At 40.8% G+C, this 19,603-nt stretch carries 17 protein-coding genes; 7 read left to right on the top strand and 10 right to left on the bottom strand.

The genetic code is table 11. The annotated features are described in order from the left end of the window. Nucleotides 1-77 precede the first annotated feature (77 nt). Complete coding sequence (add, locus tag G9371_RS11330; RefSeq protein ID WP_029423914.1) at nt 78-1,073, bottom strand: adenosine deaminase; 996 nt, start codon at nt 1,071-1,073, stop codon at nt 78-80. A gap of 402 nt (nt 1,074-1,475) precedes the next feature. Between add and G9371_RS11325 the strand changes: the two genes are divergently transcribed. Continuing rightward, entirely contained in the window at nt 1,476-2,651 is a 1,176-nt protein-coding gene (locus G9371_RS11325; protein ID WP_016654368.1) for a zinc-binding dehydrogenase, read from the top strand. A gap of 93 nt (nt 2,652-2,744) precedes the next feature. Here the strand turns inward: G9371_RS11325 and G9371_RS11320 are convergent, their stop codons facing one another. Further along, nucleotides 2,745-3,692, bottom strand: coding sequence for a LysR substrate-binding domain-containing protein (locus G9371_RS11320; RefSeq protein WP_016684952.1), 948 nt, complete (start codon nt 3,690-3,692; stop codon nt 2,745-2,747). Between the two features lie 245 nt (nt 3,693-3,937). On the opposite strand from G9371_RS11320, the gene G9371_RS11315 reads away from it, so the two are divergent. From G9371_RS11315 to G9371_RS11305, 3 genes are all read left to right on the top strand, one after another. Further along, on the top strand, nt 3,938-5,158 hold the full coding sequence (locus tag G9371_RS11315; protein ID WP_001984166.1) for an acyl-CoA dehydrogenase: 1,221 nt from the start codon (nt 3,938-3,940) through the stop codon (nt 5,156-5,158). A 225-nt stretch (nt 5,159-5,383) separates the two neighbouring features. After that, nucleotides 5,384-6,706: an MFS transporter gene (locus G9371_RS11310; RefSeq protein WP_029423912.1), complete on the top strand. Its 1,323-nt coding sequence runs from the start codon at nt 5,384-5,386 to the stop codon at nt 6,704-6,706. Between the two features lie 52 nt (nt 6,707-6,758). Then, complete coding sequence (locus tag G9371_RS11305) at nt 6,759-7,988, top strand: CaiB/BaiF CoA transferase family protein (protein WP_000501137.1); 1,230 nt, start codon at nt 6,759-6,761, stop codon at nt 7,986-7,988. A gap of 40 nt (nt 7,989-8,028) precedes the next feature. Here the strand turns inward: G9371_RS11305 and G9371_RS11300 are convergent, their stop codons facing one another. Then, nucleotides 8,029-8,580: a TetR/AcrR family transcriptional regulator gene (locus G9371_RS11300; protein WP_002061576.1), complete on the bottom strand. Its 552-nt coding sequence runs from the start codon at nt 8,578-8,580 to the stop codon at nt 8,029-8,031. A 98-nt stretch (nt 8,581-8,678) separates the two neighbouring features. Between G9371_RS11300 and G9371_RS11295 the strand changes: the two genes are divergently transcribed. Then, a complete protein-coding gene (locus G9371_RS11295; protein ID WP_029423911.1) occupies nt 8,679-9,212 on the top strand; it encodes an HPP family protein in 534 nt (177 codons plus the stop codon). 77 nt (nt 9,213-9,289) lie between these two features. Here the strand turns inward: G9371_RS11295 and tcuB are convergent, their stop codons facing one another. The 7 genes from tcuB to G9371_RS11260 form a co-directional block, all read right to left on the bottom strand. Further along, entirely contained in the window at nt 9,290-10,423 is a 1,134-nt protein-coding gene (tcuB, locus tag G9371_RS11290; RefSeq protein ID WP_029423910.1) for a tricarballylate utilization 4Fe-4S protein TcuB, read from the bottom strand. Then, on the bottom strand, nt 10,413-11,819 hold the full coding sequence (gene tcuA / locus G9371_RS11285) for an FAD-dependent tricarballylate dehydrogenase TcuA (protein WP_029423909.1): 1,407 nt from the start codon (nt 11,817-11,819) through the stop codon (nt 10,413-10,415). The genes tcuB and tcuA overlap by 11 nt, the downstream gene beginning before the upstream one ends. Nucleotides 11,820-11,922: 103 nt before the next feature. Beyond that, complete coding sequence (locus G9371_RS11280) at nt 11,923-12,852, bottom strand: LysR family transcriptional regulator (RefSeq protein WP_029423908.1); 930 nt, start codon at nt 12,850-12,852, stop codon at nt 11,923-11,925. Nucleotides 12,853-12,983: 131 nt separating this feature from the next. Continuing rightward, on the bottom strand, nt 12,984-13,778 hold the full coding sequence (locus G9371_RS11275) for a substrate-binding domain-containing protein (protein WP_000749505.1): 795 nt from the start codon (nt 13,776-13,778) through the stop codon (nt 12,984-12,986). Between the two features lie 92 nt (nt 13,779-13,870). Beyond that, on the bottom strand, nt 13,871-15,181 hold the full coding sequence (locus tag G9371_RS11270; protein WP_000383636.1) for an MFS transporter: 1,311 nt from the start codon (nt 15,179-15,181) through the stop codon (nt 13,871-13,873). Between the two features lie 278 nt (nt 15,182-15,459). After that, nucleotides 15,460-16,389, bottom strand: a complete 930-nt coding sequence (locus G9371_RS11265) for a LysR family transcriptional regulator (protein WP_000403826.1) — start codon at nt 16,387-16,389, stop codon at nt 15,460-15,462. 117 nt (nt 16,390-16,506) lie between these two features. After that, a complete protein-coding gene (locus tag G9371_RS11260) occupies nt 16,507-17,115 on the bottom strand; it encodes a LysE family translocator (RefSeq protein ID WP_029423907.1) in 609 nt (202 codons plus the stop codon). Between the two features lie 255 nt (nt 17,116-17,370). Here G9371_RS11260 and G9371_RS11255 point away from each other — a divergent pair, with 255 nt between their 5' ends. Next, on the top strand, nt 17,371-18,243 hold the full coding sequence (locus G9371_RS11255; protein ID WP_029423906.1) for a LysR family transcriptional regulator: 873 nt from the start codon (nt 17,371-17,373) through the stop codon (nt 18,241-18,243). 366 nt (nt 18,244-18,609) lie between these two features. Further along, nucleotides 18,610-19,596 (top strand): DUF1852 domain-containing protein, encoded by a 987-nt coding sequence (locus G9371_RS11250; RefSeq protein WP_000031355.1) that lies wholly within the window; start codon nt 18,610-18,612, stop codon nt 19,594-19,596. Nucleotides 19,597-19,603 lie beyond the last annotated feature (7 nt).

Below are 19,603 nucleotides of genomic sequence, written 5' to 3'. Positions count from 1 at the left end.
TTCTCTGTTCTCTGTTCTCTGTTCTCTGTTCTCTGTTCTCTGTTCTCTGTTCTCTGTTCTCTGTTCTCTGTTCTCTGTTATTGATATTTCTGGCTTAACTCATCTTTTTCTTGTTCTGATAAAAATGCGATTTTAAGTCCATTTTCTTGAGCTGTATAAATTTGCTCAGGGCTTAAACCTGCTAGTGGGGCAGCAGTTAAATATTCATGCTGTATTTCAATGCCTTCTACTGCTGGGTCATCCGTATTAATGGTAGCAAGCACTCCATGTTCTAAAAAAGTCTTTAATGGATGCTCTGCTAAAGAAGGCACTGTGTTGGTTTGAATATTTGAGGTGAGACAAGATTCAATCCCAATCTGGTGTTTAGCCAAATAATCTAGAAGTTTTAAATCTTGAACTGCTTTAACACCATGTCCAATCCGTTCTGCACCTAATTCTTCAATGGCTTGCCAAATACTTTCTGGGCCAGCAGCTTCGCCTGCATGTACGGTAATGTGCCAACCTGCATCACGTGCTTTTTTAAAGTGATCAATAAATAAATTGCCCGGAAAACCAAGCTCATCTCCAGCAAGATCCAGTGCTTTAATATCGTTTTTATGGGCAAGGAGGGCATTTAATTCTTTTTCGCAGGCTTCTTGACCAAAAGTACGACTCATAATACCAATTAAATTCGCTTTTACGCCGTACGCCTGACTACCTTCTTTTACTCCAGCAATCACAGCTTCAACTACGCCTTCAAGTGGAAGTTGATGGGTCATTCCCATATAACCCGGTGAAAAACGTAGTTCTACATAGTCTAGTCCTTGCTGTGCTGCATCTTGCATGTTTTCAAAAGCAATACGTTTACAGGCATCTAAACTGGCTAATACTTTTACGCCCCAATCGAGCTTAGATAAAAAACTTAATAAGTCGGGTTGGTTATCCATCACTTGTACGTGTGGTCGTAAAGATTCAATGTCGTAAGCAGGCAAATCTAAATTGTATTGTTGCCCCAACTCTAAAATGGTTTGAATGCGGATGTTGCCATCAAGGTGGCGGTGTATATCTGTAAGCGGGAGCGTTTTAGTAATCATAAATTTCTTCTTATCAATTTGTCTTAATTCATCATGCCTGTTTAGGGCTGCTGATAAAAGTTTGGATTTGCTATGTTTTTGTGAAAAGCGTTGAGTTGAGTTTTTTGAACTTACTATATTTGTATAAGTTTTAATTTTGATGACATTGTTCTGGCCTAAGAAGATAACGCAGTCTGTGTAAGATACAAGCATCAAGATTTTTATTGTTTTTAATTTCGCTGAGCCTATTTTTTGTTGACTCTTCAAGAGTGGATTGGCTGAAGAATGGTCATTGGTATTTTGCCTTTTACTTGTAAAGATGAATAAAGGCTTGCTAAAGACCAAACCGATAAAGCGATTAATTTATCTGTAGAAATCTATTTCTGGCAAGTAAATGAAAAAGAAGAAATAGGAAGCACTCAAATGAAGTCGGTACTTTGTCATCAAGCAACATTGCAAGTCGTGGACCAACCGAACTTAACACCTGCAAAAGGGCAAGTTTTATTGGAAGTGGTGCGATGCGGGATCTGTGGTTCAGATTTACATATGCAGCACCACTGTGACCACATGCATGATTTGGCTGCACGTGTCGGGTTTAATGGTTTAGCCAAGTCTACAGACCCATTTGTATTGGGACATGAATTTTGCGGCAGGGTTTTAGACTACGGCCCAAAAACACGTCATAAATTTAAAGCCGACACACTCGTTTGTGCAATGCCGCTTTTGAATGTAGATCAGCATGGTTATTTGTCTACGGGACTTTCGCCAAATGCTTCGGGTGGTTATGCCGAGCAAGTATTGGCTCAATCAAGCTTGATGTTTGAAGTCCCGAATGGTCTAGATGCAGATAGTGCTGCCATGACCGAACCTATGGCGGTTGCATTGCATGCTGTTCGCCGTAGCCGTGTAAAAACAAGTGAACCTGCGATTGTGATTGGCTGTGGTCCTGTCGGGCTAGGTGTCATATTAATGCTTAAAGCTGCTGGGGTTAAAACCGTAGTTGCCAGTGACTTTTCTCCAAACCGACGTAAGCTTGCCGAGCAATGTGGTGCGGATATTGTGGTAGACCCTAAAGAGACATCGCCATTTGCCAACTGGAAAGAATTTGGTTTACTTGGCAATGTTTCGGATGCCATTAACATGGGCATGGGACTGTTTGATAAGTTACAAGCGACACGCTTACCTTGGTGGCATGGATGGCGCATGATTGATAAATTGGGCGCTCTGCCAAAACGTCCTGTTATTTTTGAGTGTGTGGGCGTACCGGGCGTTTTGCAGCAAATTATTGAAGGTGCACCTTTGTTTTCTCGAATTGTTGGGGTGGGTGTATGCATGCAAAGTGATAAAATAGAACCAGCACTTGCGATTAATAAAGAGCTAGAAATTCAGTTTGTGTTGGGCTATACACCACTTGAGTTTAGAGATGCGCTGCACATGATTGCAGAAGGTAAAGTGAACTGTTCACCGCTCATTACCGGTGTTGTTGGCCTAGAAGGCGTAACTAATGCATTTGAAGCATTACGTGACCCTGAACAGCACGCCAAAATCTTGATTGACCCTAAACGTAGCGGTTCAGATATTCAATTGATGAGTCATTAATTTCAAAGTCATTTACACTTAACTAAAAAGGTTGTGATTTGATTAATCACAACCTTTTTTTATGAGTATTGAGCATAAGTAAAACCTGCTGAGCTAATTCGTATTAGTCTTTAGTTGTTCTAGTTCTTGGTAAATCCATTCAACAAATTTTTGAATGGTTGGGGTTATGTCTTGGCTTGAATGGATGAGGTAGTACTTTCGGCTGCCTTTTAATTTTTTATTGGAAACAATCACCAGTTCCTTTTTTTGTAGTTCAGACTCAATCAACATTTGTGGAATTAAAGCCATTCCCATGTCATGACTGGCAGCAACGGCAAGCATCGAAAATAACTCATGGCGCTGTCCATCAAAAGGCTTAGGGTGCTGCATGTGATGAGTGAGAAACCATTCTTGCCAAATGCTTGGCCGAGTGGTTTGTTGTAGCAGGGGGATTTTTAGCAGATCTTCTGGGCTTAAATCATAGGTATTTTCATTGATCATCACAGCATCTGGAAAATACTTTTCGATTAGCCTTGGCGAGCATACAGGTACAATTTCTTCATCCATTAAATAATGCGCTTGTATGCCGGGCCAATGGTCAATTTGCTGCTGCGTACCTGCGAAAATCGCAGCGTCAAAAATATTGTCGTTAAATAAAAAGGGTTTGGTACTGGTTTCTAAATGTACTGTAATTTCAGGGTGTTTTTGATTTAAAAGATGGAGCTTGGGTAATAACCATCGCGTTGCAAATGTAGGCACCACACCTAACTTTAATGTTCCACCTAAACCCTTATGAGAAATCACATCGGCCGTACATTTCTCTAGCCCTAACAAGTAGGGTTTAATGCTTTTAAAATACTGTTGACCAGCAATGGTGAGTTCAACGCCATGCCGAGTACGTATAAAGAGTTCAACACCCAAGAAATCTTCTAACTGCTGAATTTGGCGCGAGACTGCACTTTGGGTAATACATAACTCTTGCGCAGCATAGGTATAACTTAGATGTTTTGCTGCACTTTCAAAGCAAATTAGACCCTGAATGGACGGGATACTTCTTCGCATAAACAAATCCTTTTATTTGTCATCATATTTCAAAACAGCATATGACCTAAATGCAGATATCCGAGTTTAGTATAAAAATAAGTCATTTTTAATGAAATACAACGAATTAAATAGTTAAATTTAATGCGACCCATTTTAAATATGCGTAAGTCGCATATCTGCATGAACATTTATCGTTTGATTACTGCATTTTTCACGCATAACATCGAGTTAAATAAAGAAGATCAAATCAAGCAGAGGATGCGATGAATCACATGGTGACAACAAAAAAAGCAAAAGTTCAATTTAACTGGCAAGACCCATTTTTAATTGAGCAACAGCTTAGCCCAGATGAGCGCATGATTCGTGATGCGGCTCATGCCTATTGTCAAGAACGTTTGCAACCCCGTGTACTTGAACAATTCCGTCATGAAACAACAGATCCATCTATTTTCCGTGAAATGGGAGAGCTTGGCTTACTTGGTCCAACCATTCCTGAGCAATATGGCGGCGCGGGTTTGAACTATGTGAGTTATGGTTTGGTTGCGCGTGAAATTGAATATGTAGATTCGGGTTACCGCTCTATGGCGAGTGTGCAAAGCTCATTGGTGATGGTTCCGATTCATGAATTTGGTACTGAAGAGCAAAAGCAGAAGTACTTACCTAAACTGGCTACTGGTGAATACATTGGTTGTTTTGGTTTGACCGAACCTGACCATGGTTCAGATCCGGGCAGTATGATTACACGTGCTAAAAAAGTTGAAGGTGGTTACCGTTTAACTGGCGCAAAAATGTGGATTACCAATAGCCCGATTGCCGATGTATTTGTCGTCTGGGCAAAAGAAGTTTCTGCTGAAGGCAATGTCGGTGATATTCGCGGCTTCATTTTAGAAAAGGGCTGGGAAGGCCTATCTGCGCCAGCTATTCATGGCAAGGTCGGTTTACGTGCCTCGATTACGGGTGAAATCGTGATGGATAACGTTTTTGTACCTGAAGAAAATGCATTCCCTGAAATTCGAGGCTTAAAAGGCCCATTTACCTGTCTAAACAGTGCTCGTTATGGCATTGCATGGGGTGCAATGGGTGCTGCCGAGTTCTGCTGGCATACTGCACATCAATACACCATGGACCGCAAACAATTTGGTCGCCCGTTGGCTGCAAATCAATTGATTCAAAAGAAGCTGGCAGATATGCAAACTGAAATTGCTTTGGGTTTACAGGCTGCTTTACGTTTTGGCCGTATGAAAGATGAAGGTATTGCGTCAGTTGAGGGTACATCTCTAATTAAGCGTAACAACTGTGGAAAGGCACTTGATATTGCCCGCATGGCACGTGACATGATGGGTGGAAACGGCATTAGTGACGAGTTTGGCGTAGCACGTCATTTGGTCAATCTTGAAGTCGTAAATACCTACGAGGGCACACATGACGTTCATGCCTTGATTTTAGGTCGTGCACAAACTGGCATTGCCGCATTTAGTAACTAACTCACTCATTTTTAAAAATAGAGGTGTTCTTTCGGGAGCACCTTTAGGGATTTTTACGCAAAAATTTATGGAAAATGACAAGATTCATCGTAAGGATACTCATGTGAAGATGTGCCTCTGTGTACTTAAAACAAAATGTAAGGTATTGAAAATATAGAAGATTAAGTTATGCAGAAAACATAAGTAAGCTACCGATGACTCATTTGGGAAAATGAGGAACTAAAGATGAACAATGACGTTCAAGTAATATCGAAAGAATTAAGAAATACATTTCCAAGTAACCTTGGAACATACGAAAGGATTGGACCTCATACATGGAAATGGGCGTTGTTATTTGCCTATTTTGCGATGGTGGTCGATGGCATTGATATTATGCTGCTGTCTTATAGCTTGACCAGTTTAAAGGCAGAGTTTGGTTTAAGTACCTTTCAGGCTGGTGCATTAGGCAGTGCTTCTTTAGCAGGTATGGGTATTGGCGGTATTTTGGGTGGCTGGGCATGTGACAAGTTTGGCCGTGTACGAACCATTGCCAACTCGGTGACCTTCTTTTCTGTAGCGACTTGTTTGTTAGGCTTTACGCAAAGCTTCGAGCAATTTATGGCTCTACGTTTTATAGGTGCTTTAGGAATCGGAGCACTCTATATGGCGTGTAATACCTTAATGGCTGAATATGTGCCAACCACTTACCGTACAACGGTCTTGGGCACGTTACAGACGGGCCAGACTGTAGGTTATATTGCTGCAACGTTATTAGCTGGCGCAATTATTCCAGATTATGGCTGGCGTGTTTTATTCTTCCTGACCGTAGTACCTGCTTTCGTTAATATTTTCCTGCAACGATTTGTGCCGGAGCCAAAATCTTGGCAGCTCACCAAAATTGAAAGCTTACAAGGCAACAGACAGCCTAAAGAAAGAGTGGTGGCTGAAAAGCCAAAAAGTAACAGTATCTACAAACAAATCTTTAATAACTTTAAGCACCGTAAAATGTTTTTGTTGTGGATGACCACAGCATTCTTCTTACAGTTTGGTTATTACGGCATTAACAACTGGATGCCAAGTTATTTAGAAACAGAAGTGCATATGAACTTTAAAAACTTAACCAGTTATATGGTGGGTTCATATACTGCAATGATTCTAGGCAAAATTTTAGCAGGGTATCTTGCTGACAAATTTAATCGCCGTGCTGTTTTTGTGTTTGGCACAATTGCGAGCGCCGTGTTCTTGCCAATCATTATTTTCTTCAATACCCCTGACAATATTTTGTATTTATTGATCACTTTTGGCTTCTTATATGGCATTCCATATGGTGTAAACGCGACCTATATGGCTGAAAGTTTTTCAACCGACGTGCGCGGAACAGCCATTGGTGGTGCTTATAACATTGGTCGTGTCGGGGCAGCGATTGCACCAGCCACCATTGGATTCTTGGCATCGGGCGGTACGTTTACTATGGCCTTTATTGTGATGGGCGCTGCATATTTTGTTGCGGGTGTATTGCCGGGCTTATTTATTAAAGATCGTCAGTACGATCCACAAAGACAATCATAAACAATGACAAGAAGGTGCGTTGAGTACCTTCTAAAAAGATAAGGGTATCGTTATGGGTGCATTACAAGGAATTCGGGTTTTAGATTTAAGTCGTGTGCTTGCAGGGCCTTGGTGTGGGCAAATCTTGGCAGACCTTGGCGCGGAAGTGATTAAAATTGAACGTCCTCGAGTCGGTGATGACACCCGTATGTGGGGGCCACCATGGATGCCCGACCAAGATGGAAACATGACCCGTGAATCTGGCTATTTTCAGTGTACCAACCGCAATAAATATTCGGTTGCGGTAGACATTACCACACCAGAAGGTCAGGCCTTAATTTATGAAATTGCCAAGACTGCCGATGTCGTGATTGAAAATTATAAGACAGGGTCTTTGGCTAAATATGGTTTGGACTACGCGTCATTAAGTGAGTTGAACCCGAACATTGTTTATTGCTCGATTACCGGTTTTGGGCAAGATGGCCCACGTGCAGAAGAACCCGGTTATGATTTTATTATTCAGGGTATGTCTGGTTTAATGAGCATTACTGGCGAGCCTGATGATGTGGCAGGTGGTGGTGCGCAAAAGGTTGGTGTGGCTGTGGTAGATATTCAAACTGGATTGTATTCCACCATTGCCATTCAAGCGGCACTGATTGCACGCTCACACACAGGACGCGGTCAGTATATTGATATGTCACTCCTTGATGTGCAGGTCGCGGCACTGGCAAATCAGGGAATGAATTATTTAGCTTCGGGTAAAGCCCCACAACGCATGGGTAATCAACACCCAAGTATTGTGCCGTATCAAACTTTTAAGGCTAAAGATAAAGAATTTATTATTGCTTGTGGCAACGACAAACAGTTTAAAGATTTGTGTATTGCGATTGGTTATCCAGAGTTGCTCGAAAATGAAAAGTTTGTGCGCAACCAAGACCGCGTAAAATATCGAAATGAACTGATTCCTTTATTGTCGGAACACTTTTTGCGAAAAACTGCTAAAGAATGGGTTGATATGATTCATGCCTTAAAAGTACCCGTAGGTGTTATCAATTCTATTGAAGATGCTTTGGCTGAACCACAAATTTTACATCGCAACTTGGTGGTAAATATTCCTCATCGTTTAAATGAAAACTTCCAAACCATTGGCTCACCCATCAAACTGTCTGATACTCCCGTTGAATATCGTCATGCACCGCCAGAGCTAGGTGAACATACTACTCAAATCTTATCGAGATTTAAAACAGCAGAGGAGCTGGCTACGTTAAAAGAGAAAGGCATTATTGATGGGAAGATTGCTTAATCAAAATCTCATCTATTCAATTGCAGCTCTAGGGCTGCAATTATAAATTTTGGTTAATATTAAATAATTGATTAATCGAATTTTTCATGTTTATCGCAAGTGTTTCATCGAAACCATCGACTAAAAAGCGGCTAATTAAGCCTTCAATCACCGTATAGATCAGCTCAGATAAAGCTTCACCATTAGGCATATTGCAGTTTGCGGCGATGAGTTCTTTAATCCATTGTTTATGGGCTTTTGAAATTGAAATAATGTCTTGATCATCTTGGTTAGATTCTGCGACTGCTCTTACAAATAAACAGCCTTTAAAAAAATCTTGTCTAAACCAGTTGGTGTGCCAATCCAGAATTTTATTGATGGCTTCTAACCCTGTTGCATCTCCAACATAACCTAAAAGACTTTGCTTAAACCGTTCATCACGCGCAACGAGCACAGACTTAACTAATTGATTTTTATTTTTATAGTACGTGTACATGGTGGTTTTAGAGCACCCAGATTCATCGCGAATCAGGTCAACGCCCACACCAACAAAACTATTTTCATTAAATAACTTCTCGGCTGTATCTAATATTTTTAAGGCAGATTTAGACATAAAACTTTTCCAAAAAATAAAATAGTACAGATCTGTACTATTTGGGATTTTATCTATATGCTTTTTAAAAAGCAACTTCTGTCTCAGGAATAAAAATCATGTTCTCGATCTTTTATGGCAAAGAAAAACTGGCTCCATCGCCCAATAAAATTGATATTTTAAGAAGCCTTGTTGGGGGGACGCTCAGTATTTTTATACTGTTGTGGTTGAGTAAGCTCACACACAATATCTTTATCATGGCGCCGTTTGGTGCAACCTGTGTATTGCTCTATACCGTGTCGCAGTCACCTTTGGCACAGCCCAGAAATATTATATTTGGGCATCTTATTTCGGCTTTTGTAGGTTTGTTTTTTCTAAAATTTGTCGGTGTTTCCATTTTTACAATTGCTTTTTCAGTGGGCTGTGCCATTGCGCTCATGCAAGTGTTTAAATGCGTTCATCCACCTGCTGGAGCCAATCCTTTGGTTATTTTACTCACCGCAAGCAGCATACATTACGAGTGGAGTTTCTTAATTTTCCCTGTTTTGGTCGGTGCAGTGTCTTTAGTTTTGGTAGCGATGCTCATTAATAATATTAAAGCGAGTACGAAGTGGCCGATGTATGGTTTAGGAATTTTAAATAGTAAAAAGTAGGCGATGTATGAAATATTTTGAGCTTAAAATAATGAAAGTATTCACTACGCCAAGATAGTGAATACTTTTGAATGAAATTATGGTTTCTTTGAAATACGCCCTTCAATGGCAAATTTGAGTAACGAAGCACTGCGGTAAAAACCGTGTGCGAACTTTCCAAAAGGCATGGTAATAAAGAATGTCATGACCGTAGCTAAATGGAAAATCAGTAAAAGTGCCATGTAAGGGGTATTACGAAATGCCATAAGTACTAACCCTGAAGCACTGACTAAAATTAAAAGGAAAATAAAGCCTCGATCTACAGGTTTTTGCTCACGGTCACCATGCAACGGATGACGTTTAAGATTTAAATAGAGCAGGCCAGCCGGTCCGACAACTAAGCCGATTCCACCCAAAGTACCCAAAATCACAGGCAAGCTAAAGATAGGGTAAGGCGCATGTAGGTCAAGAAAATAGTGATATAAAGTCGCTACACCTGTAGCTGCAAAGCAAAGCATAAAGCCATAAAAAGTCAGGTGATGGAACACACGGCGGATTTGTGTGTACCGGTCATCTTGCTCATTGCAGCCTTTGCCATGTCCACCATCTAAATATTTAAGTGTTAATACATTTTGGGTAGCTTGGAGCAGGTCGGGTTTTTCAACTTTGCCGTGAATAACTTTAGAGGTCTGTCTCCAAAATTTACTAATCCCAATGCCGAGCAAAACAATCGCAACTGTAAAGGTCGCTCCAAACAGTAACGCTAAAAAGTTATGCGGGAAAATCGCATAGAAATTGCCTTGATAGCCTGCAAACAGGTCGGTGCCTTTGTACCAGACCACAGCTAACATGCATAAAAAGAAAATAGCTGATAACGCCGAAACAAAAGGGATCCCAACAGACTTATAAAGTCGGCCTAAAGGCTGAGGTGTCGCAAACTCTTGGTAAGTTTCTAAACGTACTTGCGCCATCGCTTTTGGAATGTTTACACCAAACTCGTGCGGCGGGGCATATTGGCAAGCGTGTAAACATGCACCACAGTTATGGCACAGGTTTGCGAGGTAATGAATATCGGCTTGATTAAACTCAAGACGCTTGGTCATCGCCGCAAAAACAGCACAAAATGACTCACAGTAGCGACAAGCATTACAAATCTGTAGCGCTCTTTGAACTTCCTGCTCATGGTCAGAGAGCTGAACAACTGGAATTAGGGCTTTGGTACTAGCATTCATGTTCAACTCCTTGTGAAAGTGCATAGTGGGCTGCATTTTTTCCGGCAATGCGTCCAAAGGTCGTGCCAATCGACATACCCACGCCCGCGGTATAACCCTGACCGAGTACATTACCTGCCATCATTTCACCTGCGACAAACAGGTTACGGCTTGGTTTATTGTTAAAACGTACCGCAGCATCGTCTTCGACTTTTAAGCCTAAATAGGTAAAGGTAATGCCGGGTTTAAGCGCATAGGCATAGAAGGGTGGTTGGTCGAGAGGAACGGCCCAATGAGTTTTGTTGGGAACAATATTTTGGGTAGTGCAGTCATCTAAAACGGTATGGTTAAAGGTGCCTTGCACACAGGCTTGATTAAATTCTTCTACGGTATGGCATAAGGTTTTTGCATCCAGCCCGATTTTTTCGGCCAGTTCTTGAATGCTATTTGCTTTTACACCCGCAAATACAGGTGGCATAAAGCGACCAATGGCTTTTGAATCGATAATCGAATAGGCAATTTGCTGTGGCTGTTTGGCAACAAGACGGCCCCAAATCGCATAACGTTTTGGCCAGAAGTCTTCGCCTTCATCGTAAAAACGTTCGGCTTTGTTATTGACTACAATCCCCAAAGAAACGCAGTCAATACGAGTACAAATACCACCGTCATATAAGGGTGCGCGTGCATCTACAGCGACGCAATGTGATTGTGATGGGTCACCAATAATATCGGCGCCTTGATCTATCATAAATTTGAGTAAGTTGCCCTGATTAAAGCGGGTTCCACGAATAATAAAATTATCGGCAGGCCATTCGCCGTTTTCATTTTGTCCCCATGCTTCTCTTAACCATTCAAGATTTGACTCAAAACCACCTGCGGCCAATACACAGCTTTTGGCTTTAAACACACGGCCATCTTCCGCAATTGCGGCTTCAAAGTGTCCTTGGTTTAACTTTAGATCTTTAATTTTTGTGTTGTATAAAATTTCGATGCCAAGCTCTTGAGCACTTCGGTAATACGCATTAATGAGGGCTTTACCGCCACCCATAAAAAAGGCATTGGTACGTGCAACATGTAAGGCACCTGAGAGCGGCGGCTGAAAATTCACCCCATGTTTACGCATCCAGTCACGGCAGGTCGCCGTGCTACGAATGACGAGACGAGCTAAATGTTCATTGGTTTTGCCCGCAGTGACTTTAAGTAGGTCTTGCCAATATTCTTCTTCGGGATAGGCATCGACCAATACATCTTGAGGAGCATCATGCATGCAGCGAAGGTTACGAGTGTGTTGTGAGTTACCACCACGCCACTCTTTGGGCGCTGCCTCTATTACCAGTACAGAAGCACCACTTTCTTTTGCTGTGAGCGCGGCACACAGTGCGGCATTCCCACCACCAATCACAATTACATCATGCATGGATTTCTCCCTTTCTCAGCTAGGGCTAATGTAGCTTCAAAAGGGAAGATGAAGTGAGAGGCTAGGCTTGAATGGGTGTTTAGTAAAAATAAACACTAATGGCTTAAGTGTTTATGAGTTCCGCACCGGGCCAGCGCTTTTCATTAATCAAGTTTGCTACACAGGCACGAATCACTACTTTCGTGGCTAAGGTGGCAGGTGAGAGCTCTTCTTCAGAGAGACTAATTAAATAATTAATACGTTCAATGGCAGGTTCTACAACGCGTAGCAAACATAAGTCTTGCCTTGAGTTTAATGATGCACCCGCAGGTTGAATGGTTGCCATTTCGAGTTGGCTAATACTTTCCATTAACAAATGTAACCCATCAATTTCATAGGCCACTTTAAGTTGATGAATTTTCTGTTCAAGCAACAAGCGCAGTCCATGTCGTTGGCTCGGTAAAATCAGGGGAAGTTCTTTAAGCTCTGAATGAGTAATGGTTTGAGTGTCGATACAGCTTTCAAGATGGTACTGACTCAGCACTTCTTTAGGCGAGATTAAAAACATCTGTTCTTTGACTAAAGGCTGTATGGCCCACTGTGGGTCGACATCGTCACTAAATATGATCGCGACATCGAGCTGCCTTGCATTAACTAATGCCTTGAGGTCACCCGATAAGCCTTCGATTAAACGGACCTTAATGTCCGGATAACGGTTTCTCATGAGTTTTAAAAAATGCGTGCCTATAACAGCCGCAACACTCGGTGAAAAACCGACGGTGACGTGACCACTTAAACGTGAGGAGTGCGCAGAGTCTACGGCATGGTCTAGGTGTCTAAGTGCCAGTTGAACCTGTTGAAAAAAAGCTAAACCCGCAGGGGTGGGAACCGTACCCAAAGCAGTACGTTGTAAAAGGCGAATAGAAAGCTCGCTTTCTAATTTTGAGATTTGCTGACTTAATGCAGACGTTCCAATATCGAGATTTTTTGCAGCTTTACCCAAGCTTCCTGACTCGATCACTGCAATAAAATATTTTAATTGTTTAAGTTCCACGGCAAATTCTACTTTGACCTTTGTTAATTATTCTACACTGGTTTATTGCTCTACATTTTGTTCTATTGCTTTGAGTAAACCATTCAAAGAGGAAAGGCAACATCCTCTCAAAATGCTGCCTTTTAGAGCTTTTATTGTTTAACCTGCTCAAGACCCTGTTCTTCAATAATTTGTGTCGCTTGAGGTGATTTCACAAATTGAATAAGTTCTTTTGCGACTTTTGCATGTTCCGAGTTTTTACCAATGCCCGCTGCAAACACGGTAACCTTTTGGTAAGGCGCAGGGATTGGACCAACTAACTCAACTTGACCATATTTGCCGGTAAAAGGTTTGATTTCACTAATTTGCTGGAAACCAATATCAAACTGGCCTTCGGCAATACGTTTTGCAACGCGGTCGCCTACCACTTTTTCTGCTTTACTCGAAATTACTTTGTATTCGACAGGTGGAAAGCTTGGGAAAACATCTTTTTCAAGATGCGTACCACTCGCACTTGCAGAATAGCCTATGTGCTTGGCATTTAATAAAACTTTTTCAAATTTTGCCGCAGAGCTAATGTCTGGCTTTGGTGCACCTTTAGGCACAGCCATGCCAATGCTTGAATTCACCAAAGCACTTTGTGAGTTTGGGTCAACATAACCTTTTTCTGCGAGTTTGCTTAGTTCAGGAGCAGCCAACACAACAATGTCAAAACGTTCACCACGATTGAGTCGATTTGGAATTGCAGTCGGTGATTCACCCATAGACGAACCAGATGAGAGGTGAACCGTGTGACCAGTTTGCTTTTCAAATATTGGAATGAGTTTTTCCATAGATGAATAGAAACCGCCTGAGCTAATTACTTCGAGCGTATCTGCATTGGCAAATGTAGATCCTAAGCCTGCACCAGCTAGGCAAATGGTTATGAAGATAGGGGACTTTTTCATGGTGCCTCACTTGAATTGCAAGAAAGCACAGTACGGAGATTTAAGGTCTGCCGTACTGTTTATTAAAATTTCAGGTTAAGGAATGAGTTGTTTTAAGCGCTAACCTTTGCAGGTTCAGCAATTGCGTCAGGATCTTTCTGTTTAGAACCACGACATAAATACAAGCTTGAGATGAGACTACATACCGCAGCGAGCATGAGCCAGAATGCTGGTGTGCTGGCATTACCTGTATTTTCGACAAGGAAGGTACAAGCCATTGGGGTCATACCACCAAAAATCGCGGCTGCAAGACTAAATGCTAAAGAGAAGCCAACGGTACGTACACGTTTTGGCATCACTTCGGCAAGCGTTGCGACCATAGTGCCGTTGTACATACCAAAGAAGAACGAGAAGTAAGCAAGGGTAATAAGTAGGTTTGAGAAGCTAATGTCGCTCACCAACCAGCTTAAAACCGGATAGCTGGTAAAGATCGCAAGAGTCGTAATACCCACTAATACTGGACGGCGACCAATTTTGTCTGAAAGCAAACCACCCATTGGCAACCAGAAGAAATTCGACAAACCTACAAACACGGTTGCTAAAAGGCTATCTGTTACCGACATTTCTAAAGTACGTTTCGCATACACCGTGGTGTAAACCGTAATAAAGTAGAAAGTTGTCGTAGTCATCGCACTCATCATCATGCCGGCAAGTACAATGCGCCAGTTGCTTACAAGTGTGCTGAAAATTTCTTTTGAAGATGGATGAGTTTTTTGCGCTTTAAAGTCTTCAGTTTCCTCTAAAGTACGACGGAACAAGAAGATTAAAGGAATAATTAAACAGCCAATTAAGAACGGAATACGCCAGCCCCATTCACCTACTTGAGCATGAGTTAAAATGGTGTTGAGCCAGTAACCAAGTAAGGCCGCAAATACAACCGCAATTTGTTGGCTACCAGACTGCCAGCTAGTAATAAAGCCACGGTTTTTATCGGTTGCAATTTCAGCTAGATAAATTGAAACACCGCCAGATTCAACGCCTGCCGAGAAGCCTTGTAATAGACGCCCAATGACCACCAAAATTGGCGCGATAATACCAATGGTTTCATAACCCGGCACAAAGGTAATTAAGATGGTGCCAATTGCCATAAGACTTAAAGTCACAATTAAACCTTTACGGCGACCGACTTTGTCGACATAGGCACCCAAGAAAATAGCGCCGAGAGGACGCATAAGAAAACCCGCAGCAAACACGGTAAATGTCATCATTAAAGAGACATATTCATTATCAGAATGGAAAAACTTTGCTGCGATATAGGTGGCATAGAAACCAAAAAGAAAAAAATCGTACTGTTCTAAAAAGTTGCCACTCGTTACATTTAATATTTTTTTAAAAGTAGCCCTACGGTTATTAACGACATCCATTGGAGACCTCCTTGGCCTAACAAAATGGAAACATTCACGATCTTCAAGGTTTGGACGTAAACTGATTCAATCAATAAACCTAAATAGGAAATGGGTTAGAGATGAGATTTAAAGGTGTCCTTCGTAGAAAATGTGATGCCTTGTTTCCAGTTCAAACTACACATCTATGTTTCGATAAACAGAAAACCACTTATCATTCGAAGGAAAATGTAATCTTAAAAAGCAGGAGGGAGTGAGAGGAGAAAATTAATTAGGTATTTAGAAAAATTAATGACCCTTTATAAAATAATTTCAGAACATGGCCAAATCTGGTTTTGAATCAATTCTTTCACACATGCCTTAATGGCTGACTTGGCAGCAAGTGCGGCAGGTGATAATTCTTCTTCGGCAAGGCTCACCAAATAGTTAATTCGTTCAACTTCCGGGTCGACGACCTTAAGCAATTGCAGCTTGTGTTTATACTCTTGTAAGCAAGCACTACCGGGCCTCACACTTGCAAGGTCAAGATGAATCAGACTGTCCATAAGCAAATGCAAGCCATCAATTTCATAGACGACATTGAGCTGTCCAATCTTGTGCTCAAGCAGTTTCCTTAAGCTATGGCGTTGACGTGGCAACACTAAAGGAATATCGCCAATTTGCTGCGACTGAATAATTCCACTTTTAATACATTCGCTAAGTCCGTATTTTTCGAGCACTTCTTTGCGTGCCATTAAATACATTTGCTCGCGTACCAAGGGTTGAATTGACCACTGTTTATCAATTTCATTGGTAAAAATAATGGCGATATCAAGCTGACGCGAATTAATCGACTGAATCAGGTTCCCCGACAGTGTTTCTACAATCTCTAAACGAATGTCTGGATAACGTTCAGACATTAGTTTCATTAAAGGGATGCCAATTAAAGCGGTAATGGTCGGTGGAAAGCCAAGGCTGACATGACCTGAAAGCCGTGCTGAATGTGCAGCATCTATGGCGAAGTTCACTTGACGCAAAATAAGTTGAGAGTGCTTTAAAAAGGCAAGGCCAGCAGGGGTTGGGGTCACACCAAAAGCATTACGCTGTAATAAGCGAATGCTTAACTCTTGCTCGAGCTTACTAATTTGCTGACTAATTGCCGAAGCACCCACATCGAGTTTTTGGGCAGCTTTTCCAATACTGCCTGATTCAACGACCGTCAAAAAATACTTTATTTGCTTGATTTCCATAATAAATGTATTCGCTCATCATCCTTGATTTATAGAGATATGAAGGATTGGGAAATCTATCATGCGTTTTAATATTAACAGCAATATATAAAAAAGTTTCTTAAAAATTAAGCGGCTCTACTGAAACTTAGTAAAAAGCAAAATCACCCCTAATACACATAAGATTGAACCAATCACCCTATTAATCTGTACTTGCTTGGCTAACATTTTTTGTCTTAGTAGCATGGATGAGAACAGTACAGCCACAAATGAAAACCATACAAAATGGGCAAATGACATAAAAAAGCCATAAGCCAAAAGAATGGCTTTAGGCGTAGTTAAACTCACGATTTGCGTATAGGTACTAATCACAAATAGCGTGGTTTTAGGGTTGAGGGCGTTGGTAAAAAAGCCGTATTTTATGGCTTGCAAAGTACCTATAGAATTTAAAGCAGCAGTGTCTAAAACTGGTTTTTGAGTAAAAGTTTTATAGCCAATATAGATCAGATAAAGCGCGCCAATATACTTAACAATATTCAAAATTTGTGGTGTATAAGTCATCACAAAGGCAACGGCGACTAGCGTATAGGTCACCTGCACCAACACGCCAAGCGATATTCCCAGTGAAGTGAACACACCTATTTTTCTGCCGTACAGATAACTATTTTTAGTCACAATCGCGAAGTCAGCGCCGGGGCTAACCACCGCCAAAATCGTGATGAGAATAACCGCAATAAACTCTGCCATTATCTTGCCCCCTCACTGAAAACGAGGCGATTAATCTGTACTTTTTGGAATGTATTTGAGAGGAGAACTGTTTTGCTTAAAGCAGTTATTTTTTCCACGTAATAAGCTGTATCTATACGCCTGTGAAAATAGATATAGATATTCAATATATTTTTCATCATCTAAAATAGGTTTTAATAAAGATGATTTTTATTTTGAACAGAAATCTAAAAATAAAAATCGATAAAAACGACTACACATTTATGAGTTTTTGGAATGATTGAAAGAATATCGCTGAATTCATTAAAATTTTTCTATTTCGTGGCGAAGTATGGCAGCGTGACTTTAGCTGCAAAGAAATTATTTGTGACGCAAAGTGCGGTCAGTAAACAGATTTATAACTTAGAAGAAGCCTTAAATACGGCTTTGTTCGACCGAAAAAATAAAACACTTGTGATGACTGAGCAGGGTGAGATTTTATTGAGTTGTTGCCATCAAGTTTTTGGTCAACTCGATGAATGTTTAATACAACTCAGCCAACCCAAAACCGAAAACAAGCAACTGGTTTTGTCCTGTGAACCGACTCTTTCTATGAAATGGCTCATACCGCGGCTATCAAAATTTAAAAAGCTCGGTCATGATTTTGAGGTTGTGCTACTCACAGCAGGCGGCGTGGTCGATTTTGAAAAAGATAATATTGATATTGCGATTCGTAGAAATGACTTCGATTGGGGAGAGCATATCTATAGCGAAAAAATTGCCGATGAATATATCGCTCTAGTTCAATCAACCAAGCCATCGGAAACCAACGACGTACTCATTTCGACCTCTAGACCAAATTTTTTCAAAAGTATTAACCGCATTGCTGAGTTAAAGCAGAGCTTAAAAGGCTACACCAAAGTTGAACTCGAGCATTTTTATTTATGTTTAGAAGGCTGTTTGGCAGGACTTGGCGCAACAGTCATCTCAATTTATATGATTGAAAAAGAGCTTGAGTGGAACTTACTGAAAAAAATTTCACCAGTCGTTCAAGATGGTTCAGCCTATTTTCTACTTTCTCATAGTACTTTTGAGGAGGATCCACGCAAAACCCTATTTTTAGAATGGCTAAAAGCAGAGATGAATGAGAGTCAACATAAATTGCTCTAGGCTTATCTGTTTTATTCAAAGAAAAATGATTTAATTAATTGAAAATAATCATAAATTATAAAATTTAAGGTACTACAACGCGAGTGCTGTATATTGAATTTCTGCTGTCTAAAATTCCCGAAGATGAAAAATATTTAACTTCCTACTTATTTATAAAACCCTAAACATGAATTTCACTCAGTTTTGAATGAGACTAAATCATTTTTATTCATGTTGTGATTGCGGTATAAATCTATCCATGCTCTGAAGCGCTCCAGTAATTCACTTTTGATAAGACCACAAGGCACAAAACTGACAAGGCTGGAAAGTTCAAAAAGAGCAAAAAGATTTTTTAGGTTTATCTCAGAAATTAGGGTACTGATCACAATGAGTAAAGAATTTACATTTACGATTAAGAGTATTTGTTTCGATGAGAACTATCGTCCAGCAGACAATACGCGTATTACAACCAACTTTGCTAACTTGGCGAGAGGGATGAGCCGCGAAGAAAATTTGCGCAACACATTACGGATGATCGACAATCGTTTCAATGCCTTAGCTCATTGGGACAACCCTAAGGGCGACCGCTATGGCGTTGAACTTGAAATCATTTCAGTTGAAATGAATATTGATGCCGAAAACCGTACTAGCGGGCTTCCTCTCATCGAAATATTGAAAACCAATATTGTTGATAAAAAGACCAATGAACGCATCGAAGGCATTGTAGGTAACAACTTCTCGTCTTATGTACGTGACTATGACTTTAGTGTGCTGTTGTTAGATCACAACAAAAACAAGTCTACGTTTAGCACGCCAGAAAAGTTTGGTGAATTGCACGGCAACTTGTTTAAGAGCTTTATTAACTCAGAGACTTATAAAGCTAACTTTAAAAAGGCACCAGTCATTTGCTTAAGCGTTTCAACAAGTAAGGTGTATCACCGTACTGAAAACGAACATCCTGTTTTAGGTGTTGAATACAAGCAAGAAGACTATTCATTAACTGATGAATATTTCCAAAAAATGGGCTTGAAAGTTCGCTATTTCATGCCGCCGCATAGCGTTGCGCCGTTAGCGTTCTACTTTACTGGCGATTTGTTGAGTGATTACACCAACCTTGAGTTGATTAGTACCATTAGTACGATGGAAACCTTCCAAAAGATTTACCGTCCTGAAATTTACAATGCAAATTCAGTGGCTGGAAAGTCTTATCAACCAAGCTTGAAGCACCAAGATTATTCACTTACTCGAATTGTGTATGACCGTGAAGAACGTAGCCGTTTGGCTATAGAGCAGGGGAAGTTTGTTGAAGAGCAATTTATCAAACCATACCAAGCGATTCTTGAGCAGTGGTCTGCGAATTACGCTCCTAATTAATCAACAT

Source organism: Acinetobacter sp. EKM10A (genome assembly GCF_011075215.1).
Lineage (GTDB): Bacteria > Pseudomonadota > Gammaproteobacteria > Pseudomonadales > Moraxellaceae > Acinetobacter > Acinetobacter baumannii.
The sequence above is the reverse complement of the archived record's forward strand: the minus strand, read 5'-3'. Positions and strand labels throughout refer to the sequence as shown.